Consider the following 26477-nt stretch of genomic DNA (forward strand, 5'->3'; position numbering starts at 1 on the left):
GCTTAGTGAAGTTATGTCTGCTTATATAAGCTAATCAAATGAGTCTTAGCTATTTTGCTTTTTGACAGTGAATATGATGAATTAACCTATTCTGTTTTCTTGGCCGCCGGTTAAGAAAGCTTTTAAATTACTAAGCGTAATATCTAATAACCTCGTTCGCGTTTCTAATGGAGCCCATGCAATATGAGGAGTAGTAAAGCAGTTTTTAGCCCGTAATAATGGATTATCTGGATGAATGGGCTCTGATTGGACAACATCGGTGGCAAGTGCATAAATTTTCCCATTATTTAAAGCATTGGCGACATCTGATTCATTAATTAATTTGCCTCTCGCCGTGTTAACTAAAATCACTCCGTCCCGCATTTTTTGAATGCTTGTTGTATTGATTAAGTTAACCGTCTCTGGTGTTTGAATAACAGGCAAACTAATGATATCTGACTGATTTAAAAGATCGTCTAAGGAAACTTGTTGAGCCCATGCTTGTGCAATGCTTTTAGGATGATGATTATAAAATAGAATCTTCATCGAAAAAGCGTGGCCAATTTCAGCAACTTTCTGTGCTATATGGCCATAGCCAACCAAACCTAAAGTTTTGCCTTTCAATTCCAGTAATGGCTTATTCCAAAAAGTAAAATCTGGGACTTGAGACCATTTGCCATCATGGACTAGATGGTTGTGCAAACCGACTTGGCTAACCACTTCCAGCAACAACGCAAAAGTAAATTGGGCCACTGCCTCTGTCGCGTAGGTGGGTATGTTAGTTACGGCAATGTGATGGCTTTGAGCGCTATGAATATCAACGATATCGTAGCCGGTACCCATGATTCCAATATATTGAAGGTTGCTAGCTCGGCTGATAACCTCATCGCTGAGAGGTGTTTTGTGAGTTAAAACGAGTTCCGCATCACCGATGCGTGTTAGGACCTGGTCTGGATCGTGAACATCTGTCCGATCATAAAATTTGCAATTTCCCAATTTTTCTAATGAATGCCAATTTAAGTCTTTGTTTAGGGCGTAACCATCCAAAAGTACCATTTTCATGACAGGCTTCTTTCTCTGAACTAATGCTCAAATTCTTTTTCTCAATTATGTGGCCATAGCGTAGGGTACATTAGATGTAGTCACTTTTATAAGTGTGTGAAACTAATATTTTTGCTTACTGTGATAATTCATGTATAGACTTACAGTTACTTATTAATGTGGCCCAGTATCATGGCTTGCGTCTTAGTGCTTTAACAACATCTAAAGCAGTCTAGATAGTTTTTGTTCAGTTGAAAAAATATTCTCGTCTTGAGTTAGAGCCAGTATAATTAGGGGTCACTTTGATTTGATTAATGTTTGACCTCCGATCTGTGTGGTTAAAGGAGGATTTCTGGTAGCCTTGATAAATCGGGAAGCTCTTGATAAGGCTGATACTCCTTTAAGCCGGAGAGGTGATTTCGATTAATCCAGATTTTGCGCCAACCCATTTTCGTGCAAGGAACGATGTCCCACCAGAAACCCTTAGCAATATGAATATGATTATCATTGTTGAGATGAAGTTGGTCTTGGACAAATTCAAAAAAATCTAGTTGCGGTTTGTAGCATCGGGTGTCGTCAGCAGTAAAAACTCCGTCAAAGAGATGACCTAATGCCTGAAGATGATGTTCCATCAAACGGCTAGATGAATTTGACATTAAGTACAATGAGTTTCCAGCGTTTTTCAATTGGCTTAGAACTGCATGAGCCTCTGAAAAGGGCTTTAGATCATAATATGCTTGCATAATTGTTTGATAATGGTTCGAAAACAAATGGTCTGTCTTTAAATCCATGTCCATAAACTGCAAACTCTTTTTGATGAGTTTTTCAAAGGGAATAATAGCCTCCGTATACATCAAACGTTCCTTATAACTAGAAAAAACATTAGCTGCTAGTGAGCCATTGAGATGGTTTTCGTTGCTTATTTGCCTAAAGCAGGTCTCAATAGCAGCAGTATCTAATAAAGTGCCATAACAATCAAAAGTTAAATTCACGAGCTTCCTCCATTATAAAAATATTGTTTTCATGCTAACACATCTCTGGTTGTTCCTGAACGTCTGGATATATTAATGAAGAGACTTAGAAGCGGTGACTACCAATGCTGGGTACTTGTATAAATAGATTAAATGAAGCTATGAGCTGTTTGGTACAAAGTGTCCACGACAGATTTTAGAAACCCTATATTCAGTCGTTAGTGCTTGGAGAGATCCGGGTGCTTTTATTTTGATTTTATTTGTCTTTAAGTTTGGTTTAAATCATTGAGACTAATCTGTTCTGTGTTATCAAATAGATAACAAAATCAATGATTCATTATGAATCCGGGGAAGTACTCAAGTCTGGTTTAAGAGGCCATTTGTCTGTACGCTATACATAACACATGGTAGGTCGATTTCTCGATGCGGGGGTTCAAATCCCTTCCTTCTCCTTAATTCTAACTGTGTGATTTATTCTGCAGTATGAATAATTTAAGTTTCTTAGAAAATAGTGATAACTATTTTGATTACTATGCTAGGCCCAAACCGCTAAATACATTGAGCTTGTTAAAGCATCCTCTGAATTTTAAATAGTATGTTATAAATACTGCTGATTGCTAAAATGCAATGGCCTAAGCAAAGAAACAGGCCGGTCTAAACAGAGGCGTTGTATCTTCGTTAAAAATACTCTTATTAAAACAACCATCATTTAAATGTACTGGTTAAAAAATAGTTCAATATAAAGCCTTCAATATTAATTATTCGAGTATTTGCTTTTCAAGATCAAGCTTACATAGTAATCCAAAATTTAATTTTTAATTAATTCAAGTTTTAGAGTGACTTAATGCAGAAGAATTGAAATAAAAACATGGTAAAAAAGTTAATAGGATTTTTAGTTTCTTTTGCAATAGTCATTGCATTGGCAATTGATGGTTATCTGCTTTTCTTTAAAAAAGAAAGTTCACAAAGTTTGGCAAATTCCACTAGTTCATCGGCACAGGCTGAGACAAGTGACAACCAGACTGCTTCTTCAAATTCAACAGTAAGTCAGAGCAGTAGTGTTGGCAACGGCAGTGGTTACAAAGATGGCACATATACTGGCGAAGTAGGAACGATGAAGTGGGGAGATGTGCAAGTCAAAGTAACGATTAACAACAATAAAATCACGCAGGTTCAAACCATTCAATATCCCACGGATAATCCCCATGATCAAGAAATTAATTCCAACGTACTGCCCACTTATGAGAATGAAGCGGTCACAAGTAATTCTGCGAAAATTCAATCAGTTAGTGGTGCTACTGAGACTTGGAAAGGTTTCAAAGAATCATTACAAAGTGCACTCAATAAAGCGGAGTCTTAAATAATGAGAATTTATAAAAAAAATATTGGCCATTATGTGATGCTTAGTTTTGAGATTAACGAAATGAATATTCCATTTACGGGCCAAATTGTTGTTAAAGAAGATAATCCCGTCGTCAGAGAGGTCATTTTAGAACGTGCAGAAAAAATAGATAGATGGCTACAACTAGTCAACCAGATCTTTTCTCCTTATCGTAGAGATTCAGAACTGGTTTCCTTTCAGAATCAATCGCTGAGATTGGCTAGTACAAGCAAATTTTTTCAAGAAATATTTGTTCTTTCGGCTTGGGCCTCAGACATAACAAGTGGTTTATTTTCTGCCGCTTTTGCAGGAAAATATGATCCAACCGGTATTGTTAAAGGCTGGGCGATTCAGAAGGCCGAGAAAACTTATCTTGAATCTCTTTTGTCTGATCCTACCTTTGTGGCCGTGAATTTAAATGGTGGTGGAGATATGCAATTTAGCACTTCTCCGAATACGGATTGGCGATGGCAAATTGGAATTGTTGATCCCTTTGACAGCAAAAAAGTTGTCAACCATTTTTCTATGAAAAAAGGAGCCGTCGCTACTTCTGGAACCAGCCGGCGAGGAGCACATTTATTTGATTCAGCGACTAAGCAAGCAGTTTTAGGCAGAGATAGTAATATCATTAGTGCAAGTATTATCGGCTCAGAACTTATTTATGTTGATATTTGGGCGACGGCGATCGCCACGACCACGGTTCACGATCATGATTGGCTAAAATCTTTATCTGGATCAGGACTCAGAATTAGTTACAACGGAACAGCTGAACGTTGGATTGATCACCAGTTGATTGATCAAAGGAATTTGACTCATGCTTAAAAACCATAGATACTTATTAGGACTTTTCTGGGGAGTGGCGATATTTATTATTCCGCTTCCGCTAATTCAAGCACTTGCTACCGGAATGAACGAATCGTCTTCATCTATACTTGGCATTCAAGTAGGTACAATAGCATATGCTTGGATGCTATTTGTAATTTTTGTTAGTACAAGGCCTAAATGGCTTGACCGAATTATTGGGTTACCATCTATGTATTTCGTTCATGGCTTTCTTGGTATCGGAGCAATCGTTTTAGCTTACATACACACTCTAGTGAATTTATCTAGCGGATTAATCAAACTCACTGGAGATTATGCATTATGGATTTTAATCGGAACTGCTGCTTATTCAATTTTATTTTTAAGTGGTTGGATAACTGACAGAATTCATTGGGTTAAATTGATTGTTAGATTTTTGGAACGACATATTTTTAAACACGAAACCAGCGTGTGGCTTCATCGTTTAAATCTTGTTGCAACTATTTTTGTTTTTATTCATGTGCTTTTAATTGATTATATAATGCAAATAAATTCCTTTGCACTTACCTTTTATTTGTATTCGTTTATAACTTTTTTAAGTTATTCGTGGTTTATCGTGTCTAGATATTGGCGCTTCAGCAAAGCTAATGTCATCGAGGTTAAGGATCTGGGTGGTGATATGACTCAAATGATTTTAAAGTTTTCAAAAATTAAAATTGGTCGTTTGAGACAGTACCAACCTGGTGATTATGTTTTTATAAGTTTTCCTAATCTTGAAAAGATGAAAGAAATGCATCCATTTTCTTTTGTTGATTTTGATTTAAAAAATAAGCAAATCGTTTTGGCTATTCGCGGAGATGGTGATTTCTCGCGACGAGTTGCTCAGATTAAAAATGGTGCACAAGTCTTGGTTGATGGTCCTTATGGGACTTTAAATAATCAAATTGTTGAACAAGAAAATAGCAAGCAGCCACTCGTGATGCTCGCAGGAGGCACCGGTGCCGTGCCATTAATCAACTTAGCTCTTAGATATGCCCAAGAAAAAGAAATATATTTTGTATGGACTGTTTCTCACCAAGATCAGCTGGTATATAGGGAACTGCTTTTAAATTTAGCCAAAAAACAAAATAAGTTTCATTATTTGGAGTCTATTCACCGCTTAAATCCCGAAAAACTGTCAAAGATCTTGGAAACTTCCGTCCTGGAAAATGGCTATTATCTGCTATCCGGTTCCAACATCATGATGATGGGATATAAAAAAATGCTTCGCAAATTTGGTATTACACCAGGGGAAATTTACTATGAAAAATTTAGCTTCTGAGGCCTGGATGTCTCTTCCATAAAACGAGCTATTTTTATGCTTTTATTTAAATTCCGAGGTGGTGGTCCGCCCATCGGCATCAACAATTCCTTTAAACTTTCCAGTTGCCCAGAGCTTTTTTACGTATAAGACGGCTAGTTTGCTTTCTGTTGGTTTAAAAACCTGTTTGTTTACTAAATCAGACTGAGTATAACTGTAATGAAAGATTCCGTTTTTTTTATAAAAGAGAACTGGTATAACGACCTTTTGTTTCTCTTCATTAAAACCAACAAACTGGATCCATTTGCCTTGATGCACGGTGATACCCCTCCTCACATATGTTCGTATCTTTGCTTTGTCAAGATAGTGGTAATTGGGCCAGATCGGAAGAGGCCTACCACAAAAACGTGATAATTATCAGCAAAATTGCAGGCTCTGTCCCAATTAATAATTTTCAGGTAATTAAACACCATGGCCAAGATACACTTCTCATTTTAAACAAAAAGAAAACCCTGATTCTCAATCCTCTTTTGCATGCTTTCTAAAATACCAGGCATTGGTAACCTTCGCATCACGTTCTGAATTTAGAGTCCCAGAAACTCAAATACGATAATATAAATGCTAAGAGCTGATTTCTGTAATCAGACACTCTGGTGGGGTTTACAAAATGATCTTAAACGTTTTACTGATATTAGGCCTTTTTTTTGCCATTTATCGTGTGACCAGCCACGTTTTTAGGTTTGAGAAACTTACGAGATTAACGAGCGTTATTATCCCAGTATATTCATTAGTTATGTTTCTGGTTGTTATGGATTGGAATTTAAGTAATGTTACGATGCTTTTTGGGCTTACGCTTGTATCGGTTCCTATTGCCTGGTTCCAAGTTTCCAAAGTTGAATTCAAGAGATCTAATGATGCTGATCGGTATGGCCGCACGACCATTTATGTGAAAAAAGGGTTGCCTTATTTATGGGGCTGGTTAATTACGATATTATTAGGAATTGGATGTTCTGCTTTATTTGAAACACTCACCCCCAACTTGGTTCTCAAGGAAATATTTTCAGAACTGAAAAATGAATTGTTAACTTTTTCTATATTTACTCAGCACAGTGATTGGTATATTTGGTTCTTAAGTGGGGCCACATCTTCTCTTTATACTAGATTTTTAAAAATAAAGGAACCAGCAGTCATCAATGCTCTGAAAAGAAAATAAATTGTATAGACAACATTAGGCTAACCAAGGAGCTCATTTAAGATTCATTCTTACTTTGGGGCTCTTGCAACTTCCTTTAGATTGGTTGGAGTCTTAAAAATAAAGATCACCTGAAAAGTTAAGAAAAAAACTTTATGATCTATAAATGCATTGTGCAAGAATTGTATCGGAGGGGATTGAACATATGAATAATCTTATTGAGAAAATTAGAAAAGCGGCTGTTACAGAACCCAAAAAACCCGAACAACAGTTTATGAAGCTGAGTGAGGAATTAGGGGAGGCTTGCCAAGCTTATCTCTCTAGCCAAGGCATTTCTGGAAATAAATATAAGGGCCTAGATCAAGATAATGTTAAAGAGGAGCTGGTTGATGTGATAATGGTAGCCATCGCCCTATTATGCCAATTAGGAACCAGTAACCAAGATATTGAAAATTTAGTAGAACGTAAAATTCACAAATGGGTATCTAAGCAACAACATTAATTAAAATCAGGAAATTTAATGCTCCTATACTTCTTTTTTTACTAAAATTTCTCTTCGATATTTGCCAGAAAATCAGCATATACGAGAAATAACCAGCGTTGGTTGGTTTTAGGGGGGAGAGCAGATCATTCGAATAACTTACCCCTTTGGACACATGATTTTCGATAGATATCCTCGCGAGTTAAATAAATTCATACAAAAATTAAATTCTAAGAAATCTACTTGTTTAATTACTTAGTTTATTCCGAAAAAAATGTTCAATATTGCTAGAGATAAAACACCGATGAGCACCGTAACTAAAAGACTTTTAGAAATTATGGCAGCAGCAATTGTCGGAATGGAAGCAAGAAAATTTCCTAGATTAATGAGCGGTAACTGGCCTTGGCGTTGGGTAAATAAGCTTTCAAACCATAATGAGGACATAATTACAATTGGTACAAAATTTAAAAATTCAAGTAATAAATTAGGCAACCTAAATTTCTTTAGAATAATAAAGGGTACTACCCGAGATAACCAGGTTGCCAGGGCACAGCCTAAAATTACTGTGAATACATATCTAAGCGAGGGCATGTTCTATTGCCACTCCAAAGGCACAGCCTAAGATCGTTACACAAATTATTAAAATGCTTGATGGTATCAGGACCAGACCTAAGTAAATTAAGCAAAAAACGAACAATATGACAGTCAATTGAATTTTAATTGAAAGGGCATGATCATTAATCATTTGTAAATATAATAAACCAATAAACATCGCAACCAAAGCAAAACCTAAACCAAGTTTTTGGGAATCGCGGATAAAATTACCAAAAAAACCACCTGCTAGAGAGGCCGCGGACCAAGTGAAATAGGCAATTAAATTGCTTGTATTAAGCCATTCAAAAGATAGCGAGTCGTTTGTATAGTTAATTTTATTCATACTAAGGGCAAAACTTTCATCAGTCAAAAAAGTACCGATTAAAATATTTTTCACCATGGATTCTCTTTTAAAAAATCTTGAGGTGTTCATACTCATCAAAATCATTCTTGAATTAATCAAAAATACTGTCAAAATTACTGATGCCAAAGGCGCCCGATTTAATAACAGGCTAATCATAATAAATTGTGCCGAACCAGCGTATGTGATTAAGGACATTGATAATATTTCTATATCTTTAAGTCCGGATGATTTGCCAATAATGCCAAAGGCAATTCCGATTCCAACGTATCCAAAAACGGTTGGAAGAGTTTCTCTTAAAGCAGTTCTTGCTGACAGTTGGTTATTCACCAGACACCCCCATTAGTTGAAATATATTATAATGCATAGTCACTGGAACTAATAATTTATTATTGTGTTCTAGACTGGCTAAAAAATCTTTTTTATACTGGTAATGATCTCAACTGATAGATATTGCAAAAGTTATAATTAAAAGCGGTGGCCGGACATTTGATAGTTAAGCATTGTTGCAGTATTGACTATAGCTTAATTGGATAAGCCTGATTTTGACACGTAATAATAGTGTTCGAAATGAGGCAAACAGCTAGCTGAATATACGTAATATCTCAGCAAAACAATCAAAAATGATCAAAGCGAAGCCATGTTGAACAATTATTCACCAGTATGGCAGTTCTTATTTATGCTGGTATAGCTTGCGAAGATGTTAAAGGAGAAATAAGCGATGAAAAATTATATCTGGATTAATGAACCAGCCGTTCATAAAGAAGATAATCAGACTTTAAGCATGCAAACAGAAACACAGACTGATATGTGGCAACGCACACATTATGGATTTAGTAGAAACAACGCCCCCATGTATCTCACTCATTCATCTGATCAAGGATTCGTTTATCAAGTCCAAACAAAATTTGCTAGTCATGATCTATATGACCAATGTGGCATTATAATTTACCTAGATGAAAACAATTGGGCTAAGTTTTCCAGTGAATACGAAAACACGAAGTTCCAAAGACTAGGTGGTGTGGTAACTAAACAAGGATATTCTGATTGGGCCACACAAGATATACCGGCCAACATCACAAGTATCCGTTATCAGGTGACAAGAGAAGCTAATGATTTTATTGTTGCCTATGCCTTTAAAGAAGCTGAGTATCACCAATTGAGAGTGTTCAACCTAGCTTTGAACGAGCCTCTAACGGACGTCCGGATCGGGCTGTATGCTTGCAGCCCACAAGGCCAAGGGTTTACAGCTGAGTTCGTCAATCCGCACTTTAATTAAAACCGGTGGGATATGGCTAATCAATAAATGAACGCGTACGACAATATAATTCGTCAGAGCCGATTCAATGTGAAGTAATCAAGTTGTTTTGATTACAAATAAATCTCGGTGCTTTATTCAAAGACAGAAACTTTAGAAAGATATATTTCTCCAAAAAATGATTGACTAGCGAAATACTCAAATGCGTCTGGTGCTTTCGCGCTCTTTAATTTCGATTTTAGTATATTTAGACTTCAATTTCGGGTTCAATAGCATGCGCATACTCTCAACTCCCATGGTATAAAAAGATTGGGTCACACTGGTTAAAGTAGGGTCAACAATGTTGACAATATCGGTTCCATCAATACTCATGACTGACAGCTGTTGAGGTACACTGAGACCCATTTTTTTGGCCTGATTAATAATTCCGATTGCAGCTAAATCACTAGCACCAATAATCGCAGTCAATTTAGTGTCAGGACCATAACGCTTCATGGCATTCACACCATCATAGTACGAATAATTTCCAGCACATATCCAGGTTTTATCAAAAGAGAAAGAATGTTCTTTTAAAGCCTGAAGATACCCTAACAGTCGTTGCTGCCCGACGAAGGTGTCTGGTTCCAAAGCAGCCAAACCGATTCTTTGATGTCCTTCCCTGATCAAAAAATTAGTTGCTTCATAACCGATTTTAAAATCATCAGACGCGATGAAACGACTATTCTCTTGAGCGAAAGCACTAGATGCAAATACATAATTAATATGAGCGTTTTCTAATATCTTCTGATTGGCATGAGTTAATTCAACAGACAAAAGAAGTATCCCTGCAACAGATCTTTCAATAACAGTATCAAGTGCACGTCTCTGCATTTCGGGATCATTGTCCCCAATATATAAAATAATGACACTTAAATCAGCTTTTAAAGCCTCGTTTTGGATCCCCTCGATGATTTTGTTTGAAAACGTTGTCTTTGTATCAGGGAGAATCACGGCAACAACCTTACTTTTCATGGTCACCAACTCAACGGCCGCCATATTTTTACGGTAGCCCAAGGTTTGAACGGCTTCCCTGACTCTTTTCTCGGTTATTTCAGAGTAAAAAAGATCTTTTCCTGCCAATACTCGCGAAACAGTTGCCGTTGATACCTTGGCAGCCCTGGCGACGTCTTTAATTGTCACGGTCATGCAGCAAAATCCTCCTGCCAAACATACTTTATAGATAAACTTTAACATTGCCTGGCCCTTTAAACTATAGAGCAACAATGCAAACGTTTACTATTCTTTAAAAAGGGCATTGTAAACGTTTACTCTATATGATAAACTCTCCTTTTGTAAACGTTTACTGTCAAAAGATTGAATAAATTAATTCGAACAGGAGGATAGCTCATGAATTTACATCACGCTGTTATTGCAGATCCCGCTATAGCAGCCCATCCAACAGGCAAAACTGAAATAGTAGCACCCAAACACACTAATAAAAAGGGAAAATACCATCTTCCGAATTTGCCATTGACTACAATTTTCACTATGACATTTGGATTCTTTGGCGTTAATATGGCATTTTCTCTACAGTCATCACAATTAGGGAGAATATTTCAAACGATCGGTGCTAACCCCAATAAACTAGGATTCTTCTTTATTTTGCCGCCTTTAGCCGGCATGATTATTCAACCACTCATAGGTAAGTATTCTGATAGAACCTGGAATAGGTTTGGACGCAGAATGCCATATTTATTAGTTGGGGCTCCTATGGCTGCAGTCATTTTAATACTACTTCCGAACGCAGGCTCTTTTAATTTTGGATACGGATCAATACTGGCCCTATCGTTTGGTGCAATAGCAACCCTGCTGATGGACTTAACTTCTAATATTTGCATGCAACCTTTTCGAATGATTATCGGTGATATGGTTAATGAAAACCAAAAGGATTTGGCATGGTCTTGGCAACAATCGTTTTCAAATTTAGGAGGAGTATTGGCGGCACTCATTCCATTCTTGTTAACGGTCCTTGGCGTGTCTAACATTGCGCCAAGGGGTGAAATCCCAGAAACCGTTAAGTGGGCCTTTTATATAGCGGCAGCCATATTACTCATAACATCGGCATGTACGATTATTCAAGTAAAGGAATATAACCCAACAGACTATGCGCGCTTTCACAATATGAAGCTAAGCAACAAGAACACATCACCCAGCCTTTTAAAATTACTGAAAAACGCGCCGACAGTTTTTTGGGAGACCTCTCTCGTGCAATTGTTTACCTGGTTTGCAATTTTATATCTGTGGACCTATAGTACTGGCGCAATCGCTGCCAATGTATGGAAAGCGACCGATCCATCTTCATCGGGCTATCAAGCCGCTGGAAACTGGGTCGGTGTCTTAACATGTATTCAGTCCATCGCCGCTGTGATTTGGGGTTTTCTGGTTCAATCTAGAGCTAAACCTACTAAACGCAAATTCTGGTATGCATTTGGATTGGGTGCAGGTGGTATTGCCTATATTTCCATATTCTTTATCCACAATAAGTTCTTACTAATCCTGCCCTTTTGTTTAATCGGAATAACTTATCTAGCGATGACAACATATCCATTTTCGTTGTTAACAGAAGCATTGCACGGAAAAAATGAAGGCACTTATCTAGGACTATTTAATTGCAGTATTTGTATTCCACAAATTCTAGCTTCAGTGGGTAGCTTTTGGATTTTTCCTCTTGTTGGCAATTCTATGCCAGCGATGTTCCTTGTGGGTGGAGTCTCCTTACTAGTAGGAGCTTTCACAGTTAAATTCATTCATTCCTAGTTATAAAATAGCGGTTGAATTTTTATTATATTTTTGAAGGAGAAAACAAATGTCAAAACAATGGTTTAAAGATGCAGTGGTCTACCAAATATATCCAATGAGCTTTCAAGACAGTAATAATGATGGTATTGGCGATTTGAATGGGATCATTGAACGTCTACCATATCTCAAGAAGCTCGGAATAGATGTAATATGGTTGAATCCAATCTATAAATCGCCGAATAAAGATAACGGTTACGATATCGCTGATTATCGCCTTATTAATCCAGAATATGGAACCATGGAAGACTTCAATGCCTTGCTTGCTCAAGCCCATAAACTAAATCTTAAGATCATGATGGACTTAGTTGTGAACCATACTTCTGATCAACACGACTGGTTTCAGCAAAGCAAAAAGTCTACAGACAATCCGTATTCAGATTATTATATCTGGCGCGATCCTAAAAATGGCCACGAGCCAAATAATTGGTTGGCGGCGTTTGGCGGTTCTGCTTGGACATATGTTCCAGAGCGGAAACAATATTATTTACATCTATTTGCTTCGGGTCAGCCCGACCTGAACTGGGAAAATCCTGAAGTTCGCCAAGCTGTTTTTGATATCGAGCGTTTCTGGTTAAATAAAGGTGTAGATGGCTTTAGAATGGATGTCATTAATCTAATTTCTAAGCCAGAAGGATTACCCGATGTCCCAGAGCCTGTAACCGCAGGCAAGACTATGGATTTTGTAGCCGATGGTCACCGCTTAAACGAATTTTTGCTTCAAATGAATGAAGAAGTTCTGTCAAATTACAATACGATCACCGTTGGCGAAATGCCGGGTTCAACACCGCAAGATGCTATTAAATATACAGGTCTAGATAGGCATGAGTTAAATATGGTTTTCCAATTTGAACACGTATTGCTCAGTCCTAATCCGGATGTTCGACTAGGGAAATGGAATGATCAACCTATTAAACTAACCGAACTCAAGGCTTCTTTGAACAGATGGCAGACAGGTCTTGATGGCCAAGGCTGGAATAGCCTTTATTGGAATAATCATGACCAACCGCGCGCAGTTTCCCGTTTTGGAAACGATTCACCTGAATACAGGCAACGATCAGCTGAGATGTTAGCAACTACTCTGCACATGATGCAGGGTACACCATACATCTATCAAGGCGAAGAATTAGGCATGACAAATGCTGGTTTCACACGGTTAGAGCAATATGAGGATATCGAATCTGTTAATTTTTATCATGAGCTAGTTAATGAAAAGCATATCGTTGATGGTAAGACAATGCTTAAATATTTAGCTCATATGTCCCGTGATAACGCCAGAACACCTATGCAATGGAGCCACAATCACAATGCCGGCTTTTCGGATGCAAAACCTTGGTATGCAATCAACGATAATTATTCTGAAATTAACGCCGAAGCTGCATTATCGAATGAGAACTCGACATTTTATTACTATCAAAAGCTTATTAAGCTTCGCCATGAATATGAAATTATAAGATATGGTACCTTCATCCCACTAGATCCGCAAGATGATGAGGTTTATGCCTATGAAAGAAAGTACGCTGGTAAAACACTACTAGTGATTAATAATTTTACTGCTAAAACAATCGATAGAGTGTATCCGCCAAAGCAAGAAGGTACATTATTAATCGGGAATTACGCTAACGATCAAGGAAGAAAATTAAGACCTTATGAAAGTAAAGTTTATCTGTTTTAGACGACTTAATTTTGTATCATATTGCAACTAATCATCTTAGTTCTAAACAAGAAAGGCCTTATCCGTGAATTATAAGAATCCTCAATCAAAGATATTTGCTTTGGCCGTATTGTCGGTCTCAGTTATGATCACAACTGGTACCGCTATTTCATCTGCATTGCCAGAGATGGCCAAAAGCTTCCCTAAAGTTCCGATGGAACAAATTGACTCAATTGCAACGATACAGCAGTTTGCCGTTATAATTACACTCCTATTATCTGGGATCATCTCAAGGAAAATAGGGATTAAAAAAACTATTTTGATCGGTTTAGCCGCTACCGGTATAGCAGGAGTATTCCCTTTCTTTTCTCAAAATTGGGTACTCATTCTCATTTCCAGACTTATTCTGGGCCTCGGCATTGGTTTATTCAATTCGTTGGCGATTACTTTGATTGATCTTTTTTACGATGGTTCACAACAATCACAAATGCTTGGTTTTCGTTCCGCCACTGAACAAATAGGAGTTTCGTTATTAAATGTTTTGGCGGGAATGCTGGTCCTAATTAATTGGCACGCCTCTTTTCTCATCTATCTTTTGGCGTTCCCTCTTCTGACGTTTTTTTTGAAAAATATTCCAGAACCTCCTGTTCCCAAGCAAAACAAAAGGACCAAACAGCATATTAATATCCGAGTTGTCGTTCTAGCTCTTCTACTTTTCCTAATAGTTAGCTGCTCAACGGCTGTTATCGTTCAAATTCCTAATATCGTTGTCACTGATCTTTCCGGTACAGGAACTGTATCAAGCATAATCATTTCGCTCAATACTTTAACAGGTATGTTTATGGGCATTTTGTTTGGCAAGATATATCATTTCACTAAACGTTTTGTTTTACCCTTGGGAATTGTTCTGATGGCACTTGGCTCGTTAATTATTGTAATTTCTAATAATGTTTTGGGTGTTTTAATAGGCGCTATTATCTGTGGGGGCTCCTACCCCTTAGTTGGTTCTTATATTTTCTCGTTAGTGAATCAAATAGCTCCAGCAGGATCTGAAACGCTCGCAAACTCCTGTCTTCTGATTGGTGCTAATATGGGTTCTTTTGCAACGCCATTTCTCTTAAATGAATTGAAGAGATTAAGCTCACTCACAAATCAAGCAGCAGCGTTCTTATCTATTTTTTGGATCTTGGCCGGTTTAACCTGTCTCGTTCTAATCCAGCAATTAGTTAGGATAAAAATTAATCATCACAGCATCACTAAGAATTGACCTTTATAGGTATACCCTAGCGGTACAAAATCAAAAGTAAGAAAAAGCCTATCAGCTAGGCTTTTTGTTTGTTCTATAAACATGTATCATAAAGAAAAAGGAAAAATACCATGAGTTTAGTCTTTTATGCCAGAGTCAGTTCCACAGATCAAAATCTCGCTCGACAGTTAGCTAGAGCCAAAGAGGTTCAAGCTGATAAAATTTTTGCTGACAAGTTATCTGGGAAAGACATTCAACGGCCAGAATTTATCAAGTGCCTAGCTTACTTAAGAGAGGGCGATACCTTAGAAGTCTTGAGCTTAGATCGGCTCTCCAGAAACTACCAGGATATTAAAAACATTGTTTCTGAACTCCGTCATAAACATGTGGCCTTCATTGCTGACGATCTGCCTAATCTGGCAACTGGCAATCCTTTAATTGATCAATTTATGTTGGATATGATTATCGGCCTCATGAGCTTTGTCGCTCAAAATGAAAGAGAGAAGATTAAAGAAAGACAAAGACAAGGGATTATCGAAGCCAAAAAGCGTGGCGCTTATATTGGCAAGCAATTAGAATATGCACCCAACAGCGTGAATCCTGGTAAGCGTGCTATTTACTTTGGCTTACAAGCCGCTTATCAGAGTCAGACTTATTCCATCACACAATTAGCCAAGCAGTATGGCATTGCCCGTTCAACGGCTTATCGGGTCATGAAAAGGATTAAAGAAGAGTAATCATTCAAGGTGTAACTAAGTGATGAATTTGTTTCTTCAAGTCTTTATAGAGGGGTGATCCAATTAAAGTACTGGCAGTTGTTGGATTAATTCCTCGATTGCAAGATAAAAGGGCACTTTTTAGATTGGCAAGTAGTTGGGGACATAAATCGATCCATTTTAGTTGGTTAATAATCCATTCCATTTTTGTATTTATTTCACCAGCGTTGCTTTGCGGGATTGATCTATTTATCACTTTTATTGCCATCAATCTTTGTCTGAGAATGGTCTCTAGAGAAGCACTTGCTTTATCATCTTGTAATAAATGAGTTAGTCCTTGATCTATTCTTTTTGAAACCTCTTTTGCTAAAATAGTTGGGTTACTACAATATTGACGATACACGTCTTTTTCTGACTCTATATCTTCTTTGTTAAGTGTCATTGACATTTTCTCTCGATTCTAGAAATTTATTATGTAATGCAGGTTAGCACATTTATTCGAGCACGAGTTACTACTGTTTTACAAAGCATGACCAGTACTCGCCGTTGTCTGACCGACTAAAATTCGTATATTATTAGATTTGTTTTGTTACTTCTTTTTTTAATATTTGCCCGTATTCATCTTGCCTATTCCTGGCTTCAGAAACCACAACAAGGTTTAATCAACGTAATCTTTCACAATCAACCAGAAAAACATATCAGTCGATTTATTGAATTATACATGAGGGCACACACCACGAAAATTTGAAATTGATTCCAAAAAGTGACCCGAAACCAGGTATGGATTGTTATTCTCATTCAATTTTTCGATTAAAATTGAATTCCCATCACTTTGTAATACTTTAAAATGTTGCCCTACCTGAAACTTTAAGCCACTCTCATCTTCACCAGCAGAAGTAACAGTAAATAATTTAGTCCGGATAAGATCTTTGCCCCGTCTAGGTTGACCGCTAGTACTGGATTTATGTTTCCGAAATCCCCTGTGAATCCCTACTTCTCCAGTTTTGCCAATCAAATATCCACCGCAAGCTGTCAGAACAAGAAGCTTAATTGGTCCTTTAACTGTTTTGGACCATTTAATTATCATCTAATACGAACCAAGATTACTCATTAACAAGCACTCCTTGAGTCTTCATACATTTTTATGTCCATTTAAAAAATCTTTTTCGGATTCGTAAATATTGTCACTCGAAATGCTGTTTTTGTGGCCGCATTCACTGCACTGCCAAATGTAGTGGCGATCATTAAAACCGATCTGAATATTAAGGTACGCACCACAGCGGTCACAATACCAATCAGTTTCTGGAAAACGTTCTGCCAACTCAGTTTCCTTTCTGTGGCTGCTGTCTATACCACGTCAACCATTTCTTTACATAGATAACTCAACAAAAATTTTCTGAATTCAAATCAATGCAGCAAACCCAACATGCTTGCTTGAATGATTTAAAAAGATTATAAAACATAACTACAACAAATTAATTCAATCCCAAAAAAACTTTGTTTTGTTCTATTTCTGAATATCATCATCGTAAAACAACCGGCAAACGAGATTATTTTTTAGCTTTAACCGTTACCAGTGGTAACGGTTATTTTTTGAACTGTTTTAAATATCGGCTGGCAAATAGCTTATGAAGTTTAACTCCTAAAGTAGAGTTAGCGGCATCTATATCTGCATACATGGCCGTCGTGATCTTAGACAACAACGATGACAATTGATCGAGTTCAGTGTCGGAGAGTGTCTTAATGAATGGAGGTACTTCTTGGGCAGCGGACTCGATTTGTTTTCGGCCTTCACTAGTTAAATTCACTAAGTTGATGCGCCGATCATTAGGTGATTTTGTCAAAGTGACTAAATGATACTTAACAAGTTTATTGACAAATTCGCTCGTAGACTGAGGCGAAATTCCCAGGCGTGTAGCCAGTTCCCGTTGTGATAAATGGTCTTCATCAGCCAATGCCAGTAAAATCTTGCCTTGGCCTTGAACTGTTAAGCGTGGCCGCGCCTGTTTGATGATATCATCATAGATTTTACTGAGCTGTTCATACTCCGCCAATTTTCCGGCGGCCAGTTCTGCCTTGATTTTATTTGCCATGATTCGCTACGCCATCCATTACTCTTTTAAATATACAACATTCCTAGCCCTGAAAACGGCCGCTTGACAATTTAGTCAGATACCCTTACTATATATTTGATCTGGGGCCCTGATAGAATAATAGGAGAACAAATTATGAATCACGATAACATCGTTCAAGTCAGGAATATTGAAAAACATTTTGGCGACAAAATAGCAGTCCAAGGTGTTTCTTTTGCCATTAAACAAGGTGAGATTTTCGGTTTATTAGGCCCAAACGGCGCTGGAAAAACCACTATTTTAAAGATGATCACGACTTTATTGCGCCAAGACGCAGGAAAAATTTTATTGAACGGTTTTGACACGCTGGCACAGAGCCGTTTTGCACGTCAACAATTCAGTGTGACTGGCCAAACTGCGGCGATTGATGAAGATTTGAGTGCACGCGAGAATTTAATGATTTTCGGTAAGCTAAACGGTTTAACAGGTGCTGCCGCTCGTAATCGTGCCACCGAATTATTAACAGATTTCGACTTACTGCATTCAGCTGATCAAACATTAGCAACATTTTCTGGGGGTATGCGCCGCCGATTGGACTTAGCTGTTAGCTTGATTGGAAAACCCGCGATTTTGTTTTTAGATGAGCCGACCACTGGATTGGATCCAAGAACAAGAACACAGATGTGGCAGGCCATCCAAAAACTGGTTGCCCAAGGTTCAACCGTGTTATTAACAACTCAATATCTAGAAGAAGCCGACCACTTAGCTGATCGCATTGCCCTGATTGACCACGGTCGTATGATCGCAATCGGGACACCAAGCCAGCTCAAACAACAAGTCGGCGGCCTACGACTTCGACTAGAGGTGGCTGATTTAAAACAAGTCACAAAAGCCCAAACAATTATTCAAGACGTTTTAGCAGCATCTGTGCACGTTGACGAACGAACCCTGACCGCATTGCTTGACGACTCTGGAATGTCGGTAGTTTCACAAATTTTAAATCAGCTCCAGACTGCAGGGATTGCCATGAACAATTTTGCTGTTGAAACACCATCGCTGGATGATGTTTTTCTAAAAATGACGGTGGGAAAAAATTAGGGAGAATAAATGATGCAATCAACTACAAACAAAAATCTTGTTTTCAGCAACATCTTAACTATGACGCACCGCAATCTACTGAAGACGCTGCATAATCCCGATAATTTTAGTGACGTAATTATGCAACCCGTGATCTTCACATTATTGTTCGGTTATCTGTTCGGCGGCGTCATTGCGGGAAGTGTTCACGCCTATTTGCCCATGCTGGTGTCTGGCATTCTGGTGCAAAGTATTTTAAACGCGGCCTCAGGTTCCGGTCAGCAATTGCGTGAAGACATTAATGCAGGTGTCTTTGATCGTTTCAAGACTCTGCCGATTTCGCCAATTGTGCCGCTAGCAGGTCAATTAGTGGGTGACATCTTCCGCCTACTGATTTCAGGAGCCATGGCGTTGATCACGGCCTTTTTCATGGGCTGGCGACCAACAGTCGGCTTGCCAGCACTAATCACAGTGCTATTGTTAGCTATTTTTATCGGCTGGTCCACCTCTTGGATCTTTGCCTTGGTAGGCTTGATTGCCAAGAATGCGGAGCTAATTGGCAGCTTATCTATGGTAATTATCTTAGTGATGACATTTTTATCTAACGCCTTTATTCCCACAAAAACATTGCCAAAATTTATTCAGACGCTAGTGAAGATTAACCCGGTGAGTTTGACCATCTCGGCAATTAGAACCATTCTGAGAACTGGTCAATGGAGCGGCAATGCCACTGCGGTCTTTATTAGCGGAGGAATCATTATTTTGATTTTTATGCCCCTGACTGTCTTTGTCTATCAACGACGGCGTTAAAAGCGGTTAAAACTCAGAAGAAAAATAGCTCCCTGATTGAGAATTAAAACCAAGTGATTGATGAAAACGCAACATCCTCATCAAAGTTTGGACGTGTGATCCTCGTTAGCAAATCAAGGCCTTCTTTGGATAAGTTTCTTTCTAAAGCTAGTTTCCTTAACTGCTGTGCCAAATATGCAAGTACCATACGGTCCCGCTGACCGCCTTCAAGCCGAGCAATAGCAGTATTTATGATTTGCTTTTCATCCAACTTATTGAACTGAATTTTTTGCAATTCTTCCTTAAGACTTTGTTTTTTATCTGATGACTTCATTTTTAAAACTCTTTTTCAATTCACTACCGGCTTATTCCAGTAACACCAGTTAATCGATCATTCTGAGCGGATGATTTGCCAATACTTTACCACTGTCACAGAAGGTCGGTTTTAATGTGGCCTTTAATTTTCCTTGATAGAATAGAGTTGTAAACATCTAGCGAACCTGCCTTTTAAAGGAGGAACTATGATTACTCAGACACAACAATCTCATCCAAAGAATGTTGAAATCAAGGAATTGAAACAGGTTCCACAGCATCCTTTGGCCTCCAAGGATCAAGCAGTACTTGATTCGGTCAATTTTTTACAAAATAAAAATCTGTATAATGCTATCGTTGTATTTCTTAAATTAAAGAGACCAACATAATTTAGCAAAGGAGCTGCGGCTCCTTTTTTGATTCATTTGATACCGAGCTGGTGGAAAAGATCATGAACCATACCAGTATATTTGGGCTGCGTTTCAATTAATTGTTTAGCGGCATCCGCTAGGTTGAGACATAAATAACCCTTGCGATCCATGGTTGTTTTGGCATGCAGCAAGGAACTCAAAATAGCTTCGTCAACGCTGGCAGCGGCTGCTCTAAAAAAGGTATCAATATGATTGTCATTAAATCGGGAAACCGTGTCAAAATCATGCTTGGCAAAATGCTGGACCAAATTCGTTGTCGAAAAGGCAAAAACAATTTCGCCACTGCCGTTTCCCTCATAGCCACCAGTCCGGCCAATACCAACTGCGGCCCGCTTGGCTAAACGCTTCAACTGTCGTGAGTCCAAAGGTGCATCAGTAGCCAAGACAGTAATAATTGATCCTTTTTCTTCTTTTTGCTTACCGGTAACTAAAATTTCCGACAGAGCTTTACCGATCGATATACCGGCAACAACAAAATCTGAGAGAAAGCCATAATTAGTCATCACCAAGGCGCCAACTGTGTAATGGCGGTCATCAATTTCAATAACGCGGGAAGATGAGCCGATGCCGCCTTTCAAACCATAACAAATCATGCCGCGGCCGCCACCAACAGCTCCTTCTGAGAAAGTATCTTTGGCAGCATCCAATGCCGAAAAAACATCCGACTCGGTGATCTGCATGCTGCGAATGTCTGACACAACCCCATCATTACATTCGGCAACAATTGGATTGACTGTACTAGTTGTCTGACCAATTTCTGGATTTTCCTTCAGCATATATTTCGTCAAAGCATTGATTGCCGTGCCCACTGCAAAAGTATTTGTTAAAATAATCGGCGTCTCAATCGTGCCCAGTTCATCAATCTGAATTAAACCAACGCTTTTTCCAAAACCATTAATGACATAAGATGCAGCCGGCACTTTTTCTCTAAACAGATTACCCGAATGAGGAAAAATCGCTGTCACACCACTATGAAAATCGCCTTCATCGTGGTTTATTTGGCCCACTTTGACACCGGCAACATCTGTGATTAAGTTTTTAGGGCCTTTAATCCCATCTGAAAGGTCGTTAACTAAATTGACCGATAAACCCATATTGAATACCTCGACATCTAGCTGACATCATCTCACAAAATATAGGAAATGTTTCCCAAGATACTCCGCTAGTCAACCAGTCACAGCATTCGTCTTTTTGTCGCCATTGGCGCGTTCGGACACAACTCGATCATCGGTATAGTATTTTGCTTGTGCATTGAAGAGATCTCGATACAAGCCCGGCTGTGCCATCAAAGAATCGTGCGTCCCATCTTGGACAATCTGTCCTTGATTAAAGACAATAATTCGTTGGGAAAAACGCGTCGAACTCATGCGATGCGAAATATAAATTGCTGTCTTATCGGCGATCAGGTCATCAAAACGCTGATAAATCTCATATTCAGAAATAGGATCCAAAGCTGCAGTCGGCTCATCTAGTATGACAACAGGTGCATTCTTATACCAAGCTCGGGCAATTGCGATTTTTTGTGCTTCTCCGCCCGAAACTGCAACACCATCAGGAGATAAAGCTGTTGTTAATGGGGTATCGATCGTCTTGGGTAGTTCGACGACTCGTTTTTTGATATCCGCAATATCAAGTGCTTGCCAGACGCGTGTCTTGTCAGGCATAGAGTCTGTCGCCACATTTTCGGAAATACTATAGGCGAATAGACGAAAATCTTGGAAAACAACACCCATCAGGCTCTCATATTCTTTAGCTTCATACTTGGCTATATCAATATCATTCAGCGTAATCTTTCCCTCGGTCGGCGCATACAAACGCGTCAAGAGCATAATTAATGTCGTTTTACCAGATCCATTGGGTCCGACAATTGCCAGACGTTCTCCGATATGCAGATCTAAATTCACATGCCTCAGTGCCCAGGCATCACTGCCGGGATATGTGAAAGACACATCATGAAAACTGATAGCAAAATCATTATCGGTTCGTTTTTCGACCGGTAAACTGCCCGATTCTGCCGCGTCAGGTAGAGAAAAGAAATCACTAAAGTATTGCAGATAATCAATCATATTCAGATACCAGCCAACACTGCCTGTAAATTCATTAAAGGCATTCATAAATTGTTGAAAATAGCCGACAGCAATCAAAACTGTGCCGATCGCAATACCACCGCCAAAGGCCTGCAGTCCAATCAAGGCAAACAAGGCACCAACTAAAAGATTAATCAGAATAGTAGGCGGCAGGGCATAAAGGAGCGAACCGATTGCTCCCCGCCAATAGTCTTCCCAGCTCTTGCTATTTGAGGCCTCTTCTTGGGATTCGATCAACTTATCTGCATGATAAAGCCGTGTTAATTCACCGTGTTTAAAAGTATCAACAAAATTAATAAAATAACCAAATACACGATTTTCTCGAATAATGCCGGCAATCATTTTACGCTGCTGGATGTTGCCGCGTTGAGTCGCCCAGAAGCCTAATCCGATTGGTGCAGCCAGCAGCAGCACAAGGGTCAGCGGATAATAGAAACCATTGAAAAAACCAGCAGCTGTTGCATTCATTCTCACATGGCCCTGCGCCAAGGTGATAAAGATTCCGATGGCGAAAATAGCCGAAATGATTAAGGAAAAAGTATCCCTAAAACCGTTCTGCAATAATGACGTCAGACCACCACTCATATTTATGCCGCGCTTGGTTCCTGTGTATGCTTCACGCATCTGCGGCGATTCAAAATCCGAATAACTGATACTAAGCAGTTTTTCTGTTGTTTTAGCTCTCAATCTTTGACCAACATAAGTCTCATGATCGGCCGCTAATTTTTCCAGCCAGCTGGTAATAAGCGTTACAAACAAACGCGCCCCCAGGAAGATTGCCAATAACAGCAGCATATGATCATTTGAAAACCCACGCTGCAAGCCGATCAACAATAGTCCCAAAAAAGCGATATTCAGGTATGGACTGGCGAGCATTGCAAAGGCATAAGCCAATTCCAACCAGACTGCTTTAGCATCAAGTGTATGAACAACGCGAATAATATTCCAAAGTTTTTGTCCAAAATTTTTCTTCTGATTAGTCATGGTCATCACCCGATTTCAGATTCTTTTGATAATATTTGCTTTGTACTCGATACATTTCCGCGTAACTGCCACCTTGGGCCATCAATTCTTCGTGCGTGCCTTGTGTTGTAATCTTGCCGTCTGCCAAAAAAATAATCCGGTCGCAAAAACGTGTCGATGCCAAACGATGTGAGATGAAAATAGCTGATTTCCCCCGTACTAATCCAGCAAAACTTTCATACACCTCATTTTCAGCCAGCGCATCCAAGGCAGCAGTCGGCTCATCAAGCACCAATACCGGTGCATTCTTGTAAACTGCTCGTGCCAGCATGAGTTTTTGTGCTTGGCCACCCGAAAATTCGACACCTTGATCGTCAATATTTCGTGTCATTGGGGTCTCAACCCCATTGGGCAGACTGGCGATTTTTTCCGTTAGACCAGCCGTTGCTAAAGCTGTTTGAACACGTGCAGAATCAGGCGTGCTTGTTAGCGCGATGTTGTTGGCGACCGAAGCAGCTATCAGTGTTGTTTCCTGAAAGACCGGAGCAAACAGATCATAGCGATCCTGCAGCGGTATCATAGCCGCATTAAGGCCATTAATGGTGATACGGCCGCTGCCAGGCGTAAAAAGTCCGATCATTAATTTGACGATCGTGCTTTTGCCAGCGCCATTGACACCGACCAAAGCCAATTTTTCACCAGCATGCATCGTAAAACTAACATCCTGCAATGTTTCTTTTACTGCCTCTGGATAAGTAAAATTAACGTGGTCAAAAATAATCGTGACAGGTCTTTTCGCTAGCTGTTTTGCCATAGCTGCTGATAATGGAGGCAGATTTTTCTCCTTAGAAGTGTCCAAAAAACGCCTGACATCCTGCAAATCAATACTAGCCTTTTGTAGTATATGCATATCTTCCAGCAGCTGATTGGTTAGTGTCACAAACTGATTAGTCACAGAAAACAACAGCGTGAACTGGCCCAAGGTGAGGGTTTTGGCCAATACGGCCGCAATTAAGTAGCTATATGCTGCGGCGTCTCTAACCAATCCGGCCACTTCCCCGATCATGCGGCTAACCATCTCGCGCCTACTACTGCGGCGCTGCCACTGCATACGATCGTGAATCAATTTGTCCAGATGCGCGTGGTACCAGCTTTGAACATGATAAAGGCGGACATCCTTGCCGTTTTCACTGGCATAACCCGTACGTTCGAGATAATCCTGCTGTTTCTCGTCAGCCGCCCAAATATTTTTATGTTTGTCGTACCAATCACGGAACCATTGCAAAGCAAAATAACTGGCTACTGCCGCCAGCAACACCAAAACAAATAGCCAAGGGGTAAAAGCACTTAAAGTCAGCACAAAAATCAAGAGCGTGATACTATCTGCCAGAGCACCTTCAAGCCCGAAAAAAATTGCCTGAGCGCCAGCCATTGTCCAAGAAGTACCATTGGTCGATGCTTCATGGTAAAGTTTCTCGGTACTTGGTTCGATTAATTGCTGATAAGGCACTGACAAGACACGACTATGCATCTGCAGCAGGACGCGAGATCGGACCGCACCGCTAAGATCGCGTCCATATGAAAGACACAAGTTCTGAGCCACGACAGTACCAGCCAAAGCGGCAGCCATCGCCAAAGCAACTGTGGCATAGTTTGCAAAGTGCGCGCGCGACGCCAGCAAAGAGACCAGCCAAGCCGGGATAATTACACTAATTACCGATACGATAGCGGTAAGGCAGATATAACCGACAAGTGTCCATTTAATCCAAGGACGTTCTTGGCGCATGATTCCCCACCACCAGCGTAAGTTGTTCCACAAAGAATATGTCAGATGTTTTTCAACCATAATAATCGCCCTCTTTTCTTTACTTCACTTACCCTACAAAAAAAATGACCATTGAGGCCATTTTTTGCGTAAATGGTTATTTACTCTGCGCAAGTGGTATGGCAATTTCCGTCACGAAAACTTCGTCTTCGTATTGACGGTTGATCATACCGCCATATTTAGAAACCAGTTTGTTGATACGGCGAATGCCAAGGCCGCGTTTGTCATTTTTGGTCGAGGCATAATGAAAATCAATAGTCTGATCGCGCGGGCGCGAATTCGTCACAGATATATAAAGCTGCTGTTTCAAAATGGCGATATAAACACGCAGGCGCCGCATCTCGCCATCCGGCTGCTCTTCAATTGCTTCCAGGGCATTATCCATTAAATTTCCCACAATCACAACCAAGTCTAAATCCTTAATCAAAGGCCTTGTGCCGACAAACACCTTAGCATTGGTTGGGATATGTGCATGTTCAGCTAAAGTGAGTTTTGCATTCATGATTGCATCCAGCAAAACGTTGCCAGAATGGATCAGTGTATCTACTGTATCCAAGCGTTCTTCGAGGGAATCCAGGTAATTGCGTGCTTCGGCGACATGCTGATCATCCAGATACGCTTTTAAAGCCTGCAAGTGATCATGATAATCATGCCGCCAGCCGCGCATATTGGCATACAAATCCTGCACTTCCTGACTATACTGAGCCATCATCTGGTCTAATCCAATGGCAAAAACAGCATCCTGCTGCGTAAAGAAAAAAGAAATAAGTTCGGTCATAAATAAAAGCAGCAAAGCAATCGCTAAAGTCAAAACAACTTGCGGCCAGCTCGACAAAAGAGATACTAAAAGGGCTAGTACCAGTATCCATGCAGTTCCTAGTAGGCGCAGCGGCCAATGCCGTTGGCTTTGCCACAAACGAATTGCTCCCGTTGCCAGCAGCAGCCAAACATAAGGCAAAGCTATCAACCAAAAGCTCAGGATCACAGCTACGATGATGTCCCCACAAATGATCAACTGGGATAATGCCGCTTTACGCCGATGCCAATCCCATAAACTAAGAATAAGTAGTAAGCAAGCCGGTAACCAGTAAAGTCCCCACCAGACGGATAA

At 39.5% G+C, this 26477-nt stretch carries 27 protein-coding genes and 1 tRNA gene; 14 read left to right on the top strand and 14 right to left on the bottom strand.

The window, feature by feature from the left end; genetic code table 11:
* Positions 1 to 81 precede the first annotated feature (81 nt).
* Both NRF22_RS03385 and NRF22_RS03390 read right to left on the bottom strand, forming a co-directional pair.
* The gene (locus NRF22_RS03385; RefSeq protein ID WP_263779281.1) at positions 82 to 1041 is read right to left on the bottom strand and encodes a D-2-hydroxyacid dehydrogenase; all 960 of its coding nucleotides are present in this window, start codon (positions 1039 to 1041) and stop codon (positions 82 to 84) included.
* A 317-nt stretch (positions 1042 to 1358) separates the two neighbouring features.
* Complete coding sequence (locus NRF22_RS03390; RefSeq protein ID WP_263779282.1) at positions 1359 to 2012, bottom strand: HAD-IA family hydrolase; 654 nt, start codon at positions 2010 to 2012, stop codon at positions 1359 to 1361.
* Positions 2013 to 2338: 326 nt separating this feature from the next.
* Here NRF22_RS03390 and NRF22_RS03395 point away from each other — a divergent pair.
* The 4 genes from NRF22_RS03395 (at position 2339) to NRF22_RS03410 (ending at position 5494) form a co-directional block, all read left to right on the top strand.
* Positions 2339 to 2444: transfer RNA gene (locus tag NRF22_RS03395), tRNA-OTHER, on the top strand.
* Between the two features lie 415 nt (positions 2445 to 2859).
* The gene (locus NRF22_RS03400; protein WP_263779283.1) at positions 2860 to 3351 is read left to right on the top strand and encodes an FMN-binding protein; all 492 of its coding nucleotides are present in this window, start codon (positions 2860 to 2862) and stop codon (positions 3349 to 3351) included.
* A 3-nt stretch (positions 3352 to 3354) separates the two neighbouring features.
* The gene (locus NRF22_RS03405) at positions 3355 to 4194 is read left to right on the top strand and encodes an FAD:protein FMN transferase (RefSeq protein ID WP_263779284.1); all 840 of its coding nucleotides are present in this window, start codon (positions 3355 to 3357) and stop codon (positions 4192 to 4194) included.
* A gap of 211 nt (positions 4195 to 4405) precedes the next feature.
* Positions 4406 to 5494 (top strand): FAD-dependent oxidoreductase, encoded by a 1089-nt coding sequence (locus NRF22_RS03410; RefSeq protein WP_318528709.1) that lies wholly within the window; start codon positions 4406 to 4408, stop codon positions 5492 to 5494.
* A gap of 42 nt (positions 5495 to 5536) precedes the next feature.
* On the opposite strand, the gene NRF22_RS03415 is transcribed toward NRF22_RS03410, so the two are convergent.
* A complete protein-coding gene (locus NRF22_RS03415) occupies positions 5537 to 5791 on the bottom strand; it encodes a hypothetical protein (protein WP_263779286.1) in 255 nt (84 codons plus the stop codon).
* A gap of 475 nt (positions 5792 to 6266) precedes the next feature.
* On the opposite strand from NRF22_RS03415, the gene NRF22_RS03420 reads away from it, so the two are divergent.
* The gene (locus tag NRF22_RS03420) at positions 6267 to 6686 is read left to right on the top strand and encodes a hypothetical protein (protein ID WP_263779287.1); all 420 of its coding nucleotides are present in this window, start codon (positions 6267 to 6269) and stop codon (positions 6684 to 6686) included.
* A gap of 184 nt (positions 6687 to 6870) precedes the next feature.
* A complete protein-coding gene (locus NRF22_RS03425; RefSeq protein ID WP_263779288.1) occupies positions 6871 to 7167 on the top strand; it encodes a MazG-like family protein in 297 nt (98 codons plus the stop codon).
* A gap of 234 nt (positions 7168 to 7401) precedes the next feature.
* Here NRF22_RS03425 and NRF22_RS03430 read toward each other — a convergent pair whose 3' ends face one another.
* Together NRF22_RS03430 and NRF22_RS03435 are read right to left on the bottom strand one after the other, a co-directional pair.
* Positions 7402 to 7737: an AzlD domain-containing protein gene (locus NRF22_RS03430; protein ID WP_263779289.1), complete on the bottom strand. Its 336-nt coding sequence runs from the start codon at positions 7735 to 7737 to the stop codon at positions 7402 to 7404.
* Positions 7724 to 8431 carry an AzlC family ABC transporter permease gene (locus tag NRF22_RS03435; protein ID WP_263779290.1) on the bottom strand — a complete coding sequence of 236 codons (708 nt, stop codon included), beginning with the start codon at positions 8429 to 8431 and terminating at the stop codon, positions 7724 to 7726. The genes NRF22_RS03430 and NRF22_RS03435 overlap by 14 nt, the downstream gene beginning before the upstream one ends.
* A 391-nt stretch (positions 8432 to 8822) precedes the next feature.
* On the opposite strand from NRF22_RS03435, the gene NRF22_RS03440 reads away from it, so the two are divergent.
* Positions 8823 to 9380: a DUF1349 domain-containing protein gene (locus NRF22_RS03440; RefSeq protein WP_263779291.1), complete on the top strand. Its 558-nt coding sequence runs from the start codon at positions 8823 to 8825 to the stop codon at positions 9378 to 9380.
* 177 nt (positions 9381 to 9557) lie between these two features.
* Here the strand turns inward: NRF22_RS03440 and NRF22_RS03445 are convergent, their stop codons facing one another.
* Positions 9558 to 10544 carry a LacI family DNA-binding transcriptional regulator gene (locus tag NRF22_RS03445; RefSeq protein WP_263779292.1) on the bottom strand — a complete coding sequence of 329 codons (987 nt, stop codon included), beginning with the start codon at positions 10542 to 10544 and terminating at the stop codon, positions 9558 to 9560.
* 201 nt (positions 10545 to 10745) lie between these two features.
* Between NRF22_RS03445 and NRF22_RS03450 the strand changes: the two genes are divergently transcribed.
* From NRF22_RS03450 to NRF22_RS03465, 4 genes are all read left to right on the top strand, one after another.
* Positions 10746 to 12155: an SLC45 family MFS transporter gene (locus NRF22_RS03450; protein WP_263779293.1), complete on the top strand. Its 1410-nt coding sequence runs from the start codon at positions 10746 to 10748 to the stop codon at positions 12153 to 12155.
* Between the two features lie 49 nt (positions 12156 to 12204).
* The gene (locus NRF22_RS03455) at positions 12205 to 13869 is read left to right on the top strand and encodes a glycoside hydrolase family 13 protein (protein WP_263779294.1); all 1665 of its coding nucleotides are present in this window, start codon (positions 12205 to 12207) and stop codon (positions 13867 to 13869) included.
* A 64-nt stretch (positions 13870 to 13933) separates the two neighbouring features.
* A complete protein-coding gene (locus NRF22_RS03460; protein WP_263779295.1) occupies positions 13934 to 15115 on the top strand; it encodes an MFS transporter in 1182 nt (393 codons plus the stop codon).
* A gap of 110 nt (positions 15116 to 15225) precedes the next feature.
* Entirely contained in the window at positions 15226 to 15831 is a 606-nt protein-coding gene (locus NRF22_RS03465; RefSeq protein ID WP_263779296.1) for a recombinase family protein, read from the top strand.
* A gap of 4 nt (positions 15832 to 15835) precedes the next feature.
* Here the strand turns inward: NRF22_RS03465 and NRF22_RS03470 are convergent, their stop codons facing one another.
* From NRF22_RS03470 to NRF22_RS03480, 3 genes are all read right to left on the bottom strand, one after another.
* Complete coding sequence (locus tag NRF22_RS03470) at positions 15836 to 16258, bottom strand: hypothetical protein (protein WP_263779297.1); 423 nt, start codon at positions 16256 to 16258, stop codon at positions 15836 to 15838.
* Between the two features lie 267 nt (positions 16259 to 16525).
* Positions 16526 to 16897, bottom strand: a complete 372-nt coding sequence (locus NRF22_RS03475; RefSeq protein ID WP_263779298.1) for a hypothetical protein — start codon at positions 16895 to 16897, stop codon at positions 16526 to 16528.
* Positions 16898 to 17396: 499 nt separating this feature from the next.
* Entirely contained in the window at positions 17397 to 17903 is a 507-nt protein-coding gene (locus NRF22_RS03480; RefSeq protein ID WP_263779299.1) for a MarR family winged helix-turn-helix transcriptional regulator, read from the bottom strand.
* Between the two features lie 135 nt (positions 17904 to 18038).
* On the opposite strand from NRF22_RS03480, the gene NRF22_RS03485 reads away from it, so the two are divergent.
* The gene (locus NRF22_RS03485) at positions 18039 to 18980 is read left to right on the top strand and encodes an ATP-binding cassette domain-containing protein (protein ID WP_263779300.1); all 942 of its coding nucleotides are present in this window, start codon (positions 18039 to 18041) and stop codon (positions 18978 to 18980) included.
* 12 nt (positions 18981 to 18992) lie between these two features.
* Positions 18993 to 19769 carry an ABC transporter permease gene (locus NRF22_RS03490; RefSeq protein WP_028291846.1) on the top strand — a complete coding sequence of 259 codons (777 nt, stop codon included), beginning with the start codon at positions 18993 to 18995 and terminating at the stop codon, positions 19767 to 19769.
* 43 nt (positions 19770 to 19812) lie between these two features.
* On the opposite strand, the gene NRF22_RS03495 is transcribed toward NRF22_RS03490, so the two are convergent.
* Complete coding sequence (locus NRF22_RS03495) at positions 19813 to 20082, bottom strand: hypothetical protein (protein WP_263779302.1); 270 nt, start codon at positions 20080 to 20082, stop codon at positions 19813 to 19815.
* Positions 20083 to 20269: 187 nt separating this feature from the next.
* On the opposite strand from NRF22_RS03495, the gene NRF22_RS03500 reads away from it, so the two are divergent.
* The gene (locus NRF22_RS03500; protein ID WP_007744966.1) at positions 20270 to 20449 is read left to right on the top strand and encodes a hypothetical protein; all 180 of its coding nucleotides are present in this window, start codon (positions 20270 to 20272) and stop codon (positions 20447 to 20449) included.
* Positions 20450 to 20481: 32 nt separating this feature from the next.
* Here the strand turns inward: NRF22_RS03500 and NRF22_RS03505 are convergent, their stop codons facing one another.
* The 4 genes from NRF22_RS03505 to NRF22_RS03520 form a co-directional block, all read right to left on the bottom strand.
* Positions 20482 to 21585, bottom strand: a complete 1104-nt coding sequence (locus NRF22_RS03505; RefSeq protein WP_263779303.1) for a P1 family peptidase — start codon at positions 21583 to 21585, stop codon at positions 20482 to 20484.
* 72 nt (positions 21586 to 21657) lie between these two features.
* A complete protein-coding gene (locus NRF22_RS03510) occupies positions 21658 to 23568 on the bottom strand; it encodes an ABC transporter ATP-binding protein (RefSeq protein WP_263779304.1) in 1911 nt (636 codons plus the stop codon).
* Positions 23555 to 25387 (bottom strand): ABC transporter ATP-binding protein, encoded by a 1833-nt coding sequence (locus tag NRF22_RS03515; protein ID WP_263779305.1) that lies wholly within the window; start codon positions 25385 to 25387, stop codon positions 23555 to 23557. Before NRF22_RS03515 ends, NRF22_RS03510 begins: the two co-directional genes overlap by 14 nt.
* Positions 25388 to 25463: 76 nt before the next feature.
* Complete coding sequence (locus tag NRF22_RS03520; RefSeq protein ID WP_412178719.1) at positions 25464 to 26333, bottom strand: sensor histidine kinase; 870 nt, start codon at positions 26331 to 26333, stop codon at positions 25464 to 25466.
* Positions 26334 to 26477 lie beyond the last annotated feature (144 nt).

The organism is Oenococcus kitaharae (assembly GCF_025758695.1).
Taxonomy (GTDB): Bacteria; Bacillota; Bacilli; order Lactobacillales; family Lactobacillaceae; genus Oenococcus; species Oenococcus kitaharae_A.

What these genes read in the sequence shown, in the direction of transcription:
- NRF22_RS03510 (WP_263779304.1), bottom strand. Translation starts at nt 23,568, where the DNA reads ATGACCATGACTAATCAGAAGAAAAATTTTGGACAAAAACTTTGGAAT.
- NRF22_RS03450 (WP_263779293.1), top strand. Translation starts at nt 10,746, where the DNA reads ATGAATTTACATCACGCTGTTATTGCAGATCCCGCTATAGCAGCCCAT.
- NRF22_RS03455 (WP_263779294.1), top strand. Translation starts at nt 12,205, where the DNA reads ATGTCAAAACAATGGTTTAAAGATGCAGTGGTCTACCAAATATATCCA.
- NRF22_RS03400 (WP_263779283.1), top strand. Translation starts at nt 2,860, where the DNA reads ATGGTAAAAAAGTTAATAGGATTTTTAGTTTCTTTTGCAATAGTCATT.
- NRF22_RS03465 (WP_263779296.1), top strand. Translation starts at nt 15,226, where the DNA reads ATGAGTTTAGTCTTTTATGCCAGAGTCAGTTCCACAGATCAAAATCTC.
- NRF22_RS03480 (WP_263779299.1), bottom strand. Translation starts at nt 17,903, where the DNA reads ATGGCAAATAAAATCAAGGCAGAACTGGCCGCCGGAAAATTGGCGGAG.
- NRF22_RS03420 (WP_263779287.1), top strand. Translation starts at nt 6,267, where the DNA reads ATGTTTCTGGTTGTTATGGATTGGAATTTAAGTAATGTTACGATGCTT.
- NRF22_RS03485 (WP_263779300.1), top strand. Translation starts at nt 18,039, where the DNA reads ATGAATCACGATAACATCGTTCAAGTCAGGAATATTGAAAAACATTTT.
- NRF22_RS03500 (WP_007744966.1), top strand. Translation starts at nt 20,270, where the DNA reads ATGATTACTCAGACACAACAATCTCATCCAAAGAATGTTGAAATCAAG.
- NRF22_RS03505 (WP_263779303.1), bottom strand. Translation starts at nt 21,585, where the DNA reads ATGGGTTTATCGGTCAATTTAGTTAACGACCTTTCAGATGGGATTAAA.
- NRF22_RS03425 (WP_263779288.1), top strand. Translation starts at nt 6,871, where the DNA reads ATGAATAATCTTATTGAGAAAATTAGAAAAGCGGCTGTTACAGAACCC.
- NRF22_RS03430 (WP_263779289.1), bottom strand. Translation starts at nt 7,737, where the DNA reads ATGCCCTCGCTTAGATATGTATTCACAGTAATTTTAGGCTGTGCCCTG.
- NRF22_RS03410 (WP_318528709.1), top strand. Translation starts at nt 4,406, where the DNA reads ATGTATTTCGTTCATGGCTTTCTTGGTATCGGAGCAATCGTTTTAGCT.
- NRF22_RS03440 (WP_263779291.1), top strand. Translation starts at nt 8,823, where the DNA reads ATGAAAAATTATATCTGGATTAATGAACCAGCCGTTCATAAAGAAGAT.
- NRF22_RS03385 (WP_263779281.1), bottom strand. Translation starts at nt 1,041, where the DNA reads ATGAAAATGGTACTTTTGGATGGTTACGCCCTAAACAAAGACTTAAAT.
- NRF22_RS03515 (WP_263779305.1), bottom strand. Translation starts at nt 25,387, where the DNA reads ATGGTTGAAAAACATCTGACATATTCTTTGTGGAACAACTTACGCTGG.
- NRF22_RS03405 (WP_263779284.1), top strand. Translation starts at nt 3,355, where the DNA reads ATGAGAATTTATAAAAAAAATATTGGCCATTATGTGATGCTTAGTTTT.
- NRF22_RS03490 (WP_028291846.1), top strand. Translation starts at nt 18,993, where the DNA reads ATGCAATCAACTACAAACAAAAATCTTGTTTTCAGCAACATCTTAACT.
- NRF22_RS03495 (WP_263779302.1), bottom strand. Translation starts at nt 20,082, where the DNA reads ATGAAGTCATCAGATAAAAAACAAAGTCTTAAGGAAGAATTGCAAAAA.
- NRF22_RS03475 (WP_263779298.1), bottom strand. Translation starts at nt 16,897, where the DNA reads ATGATAATTAAATGGTCCAAAACAGTTAAAGGACCAATTAAGCTTCTT.
- NRF22_RS03445 (WP_263779292.1), bottom strand. Translation starts at nt 10,544, where the DNA reads ATGACCGTGACAATTAAAGACGTCGCCAGGGCTGCCAAGGTATCAACG.
- NRF22_RS03470 (WP_263779297.1), bottom strand. Translation starts at nt 16,258, where the DNA reads ATGTCAATGACACTTAACAAAGAAGATATAGAGTCAGAAAAAGACGTG.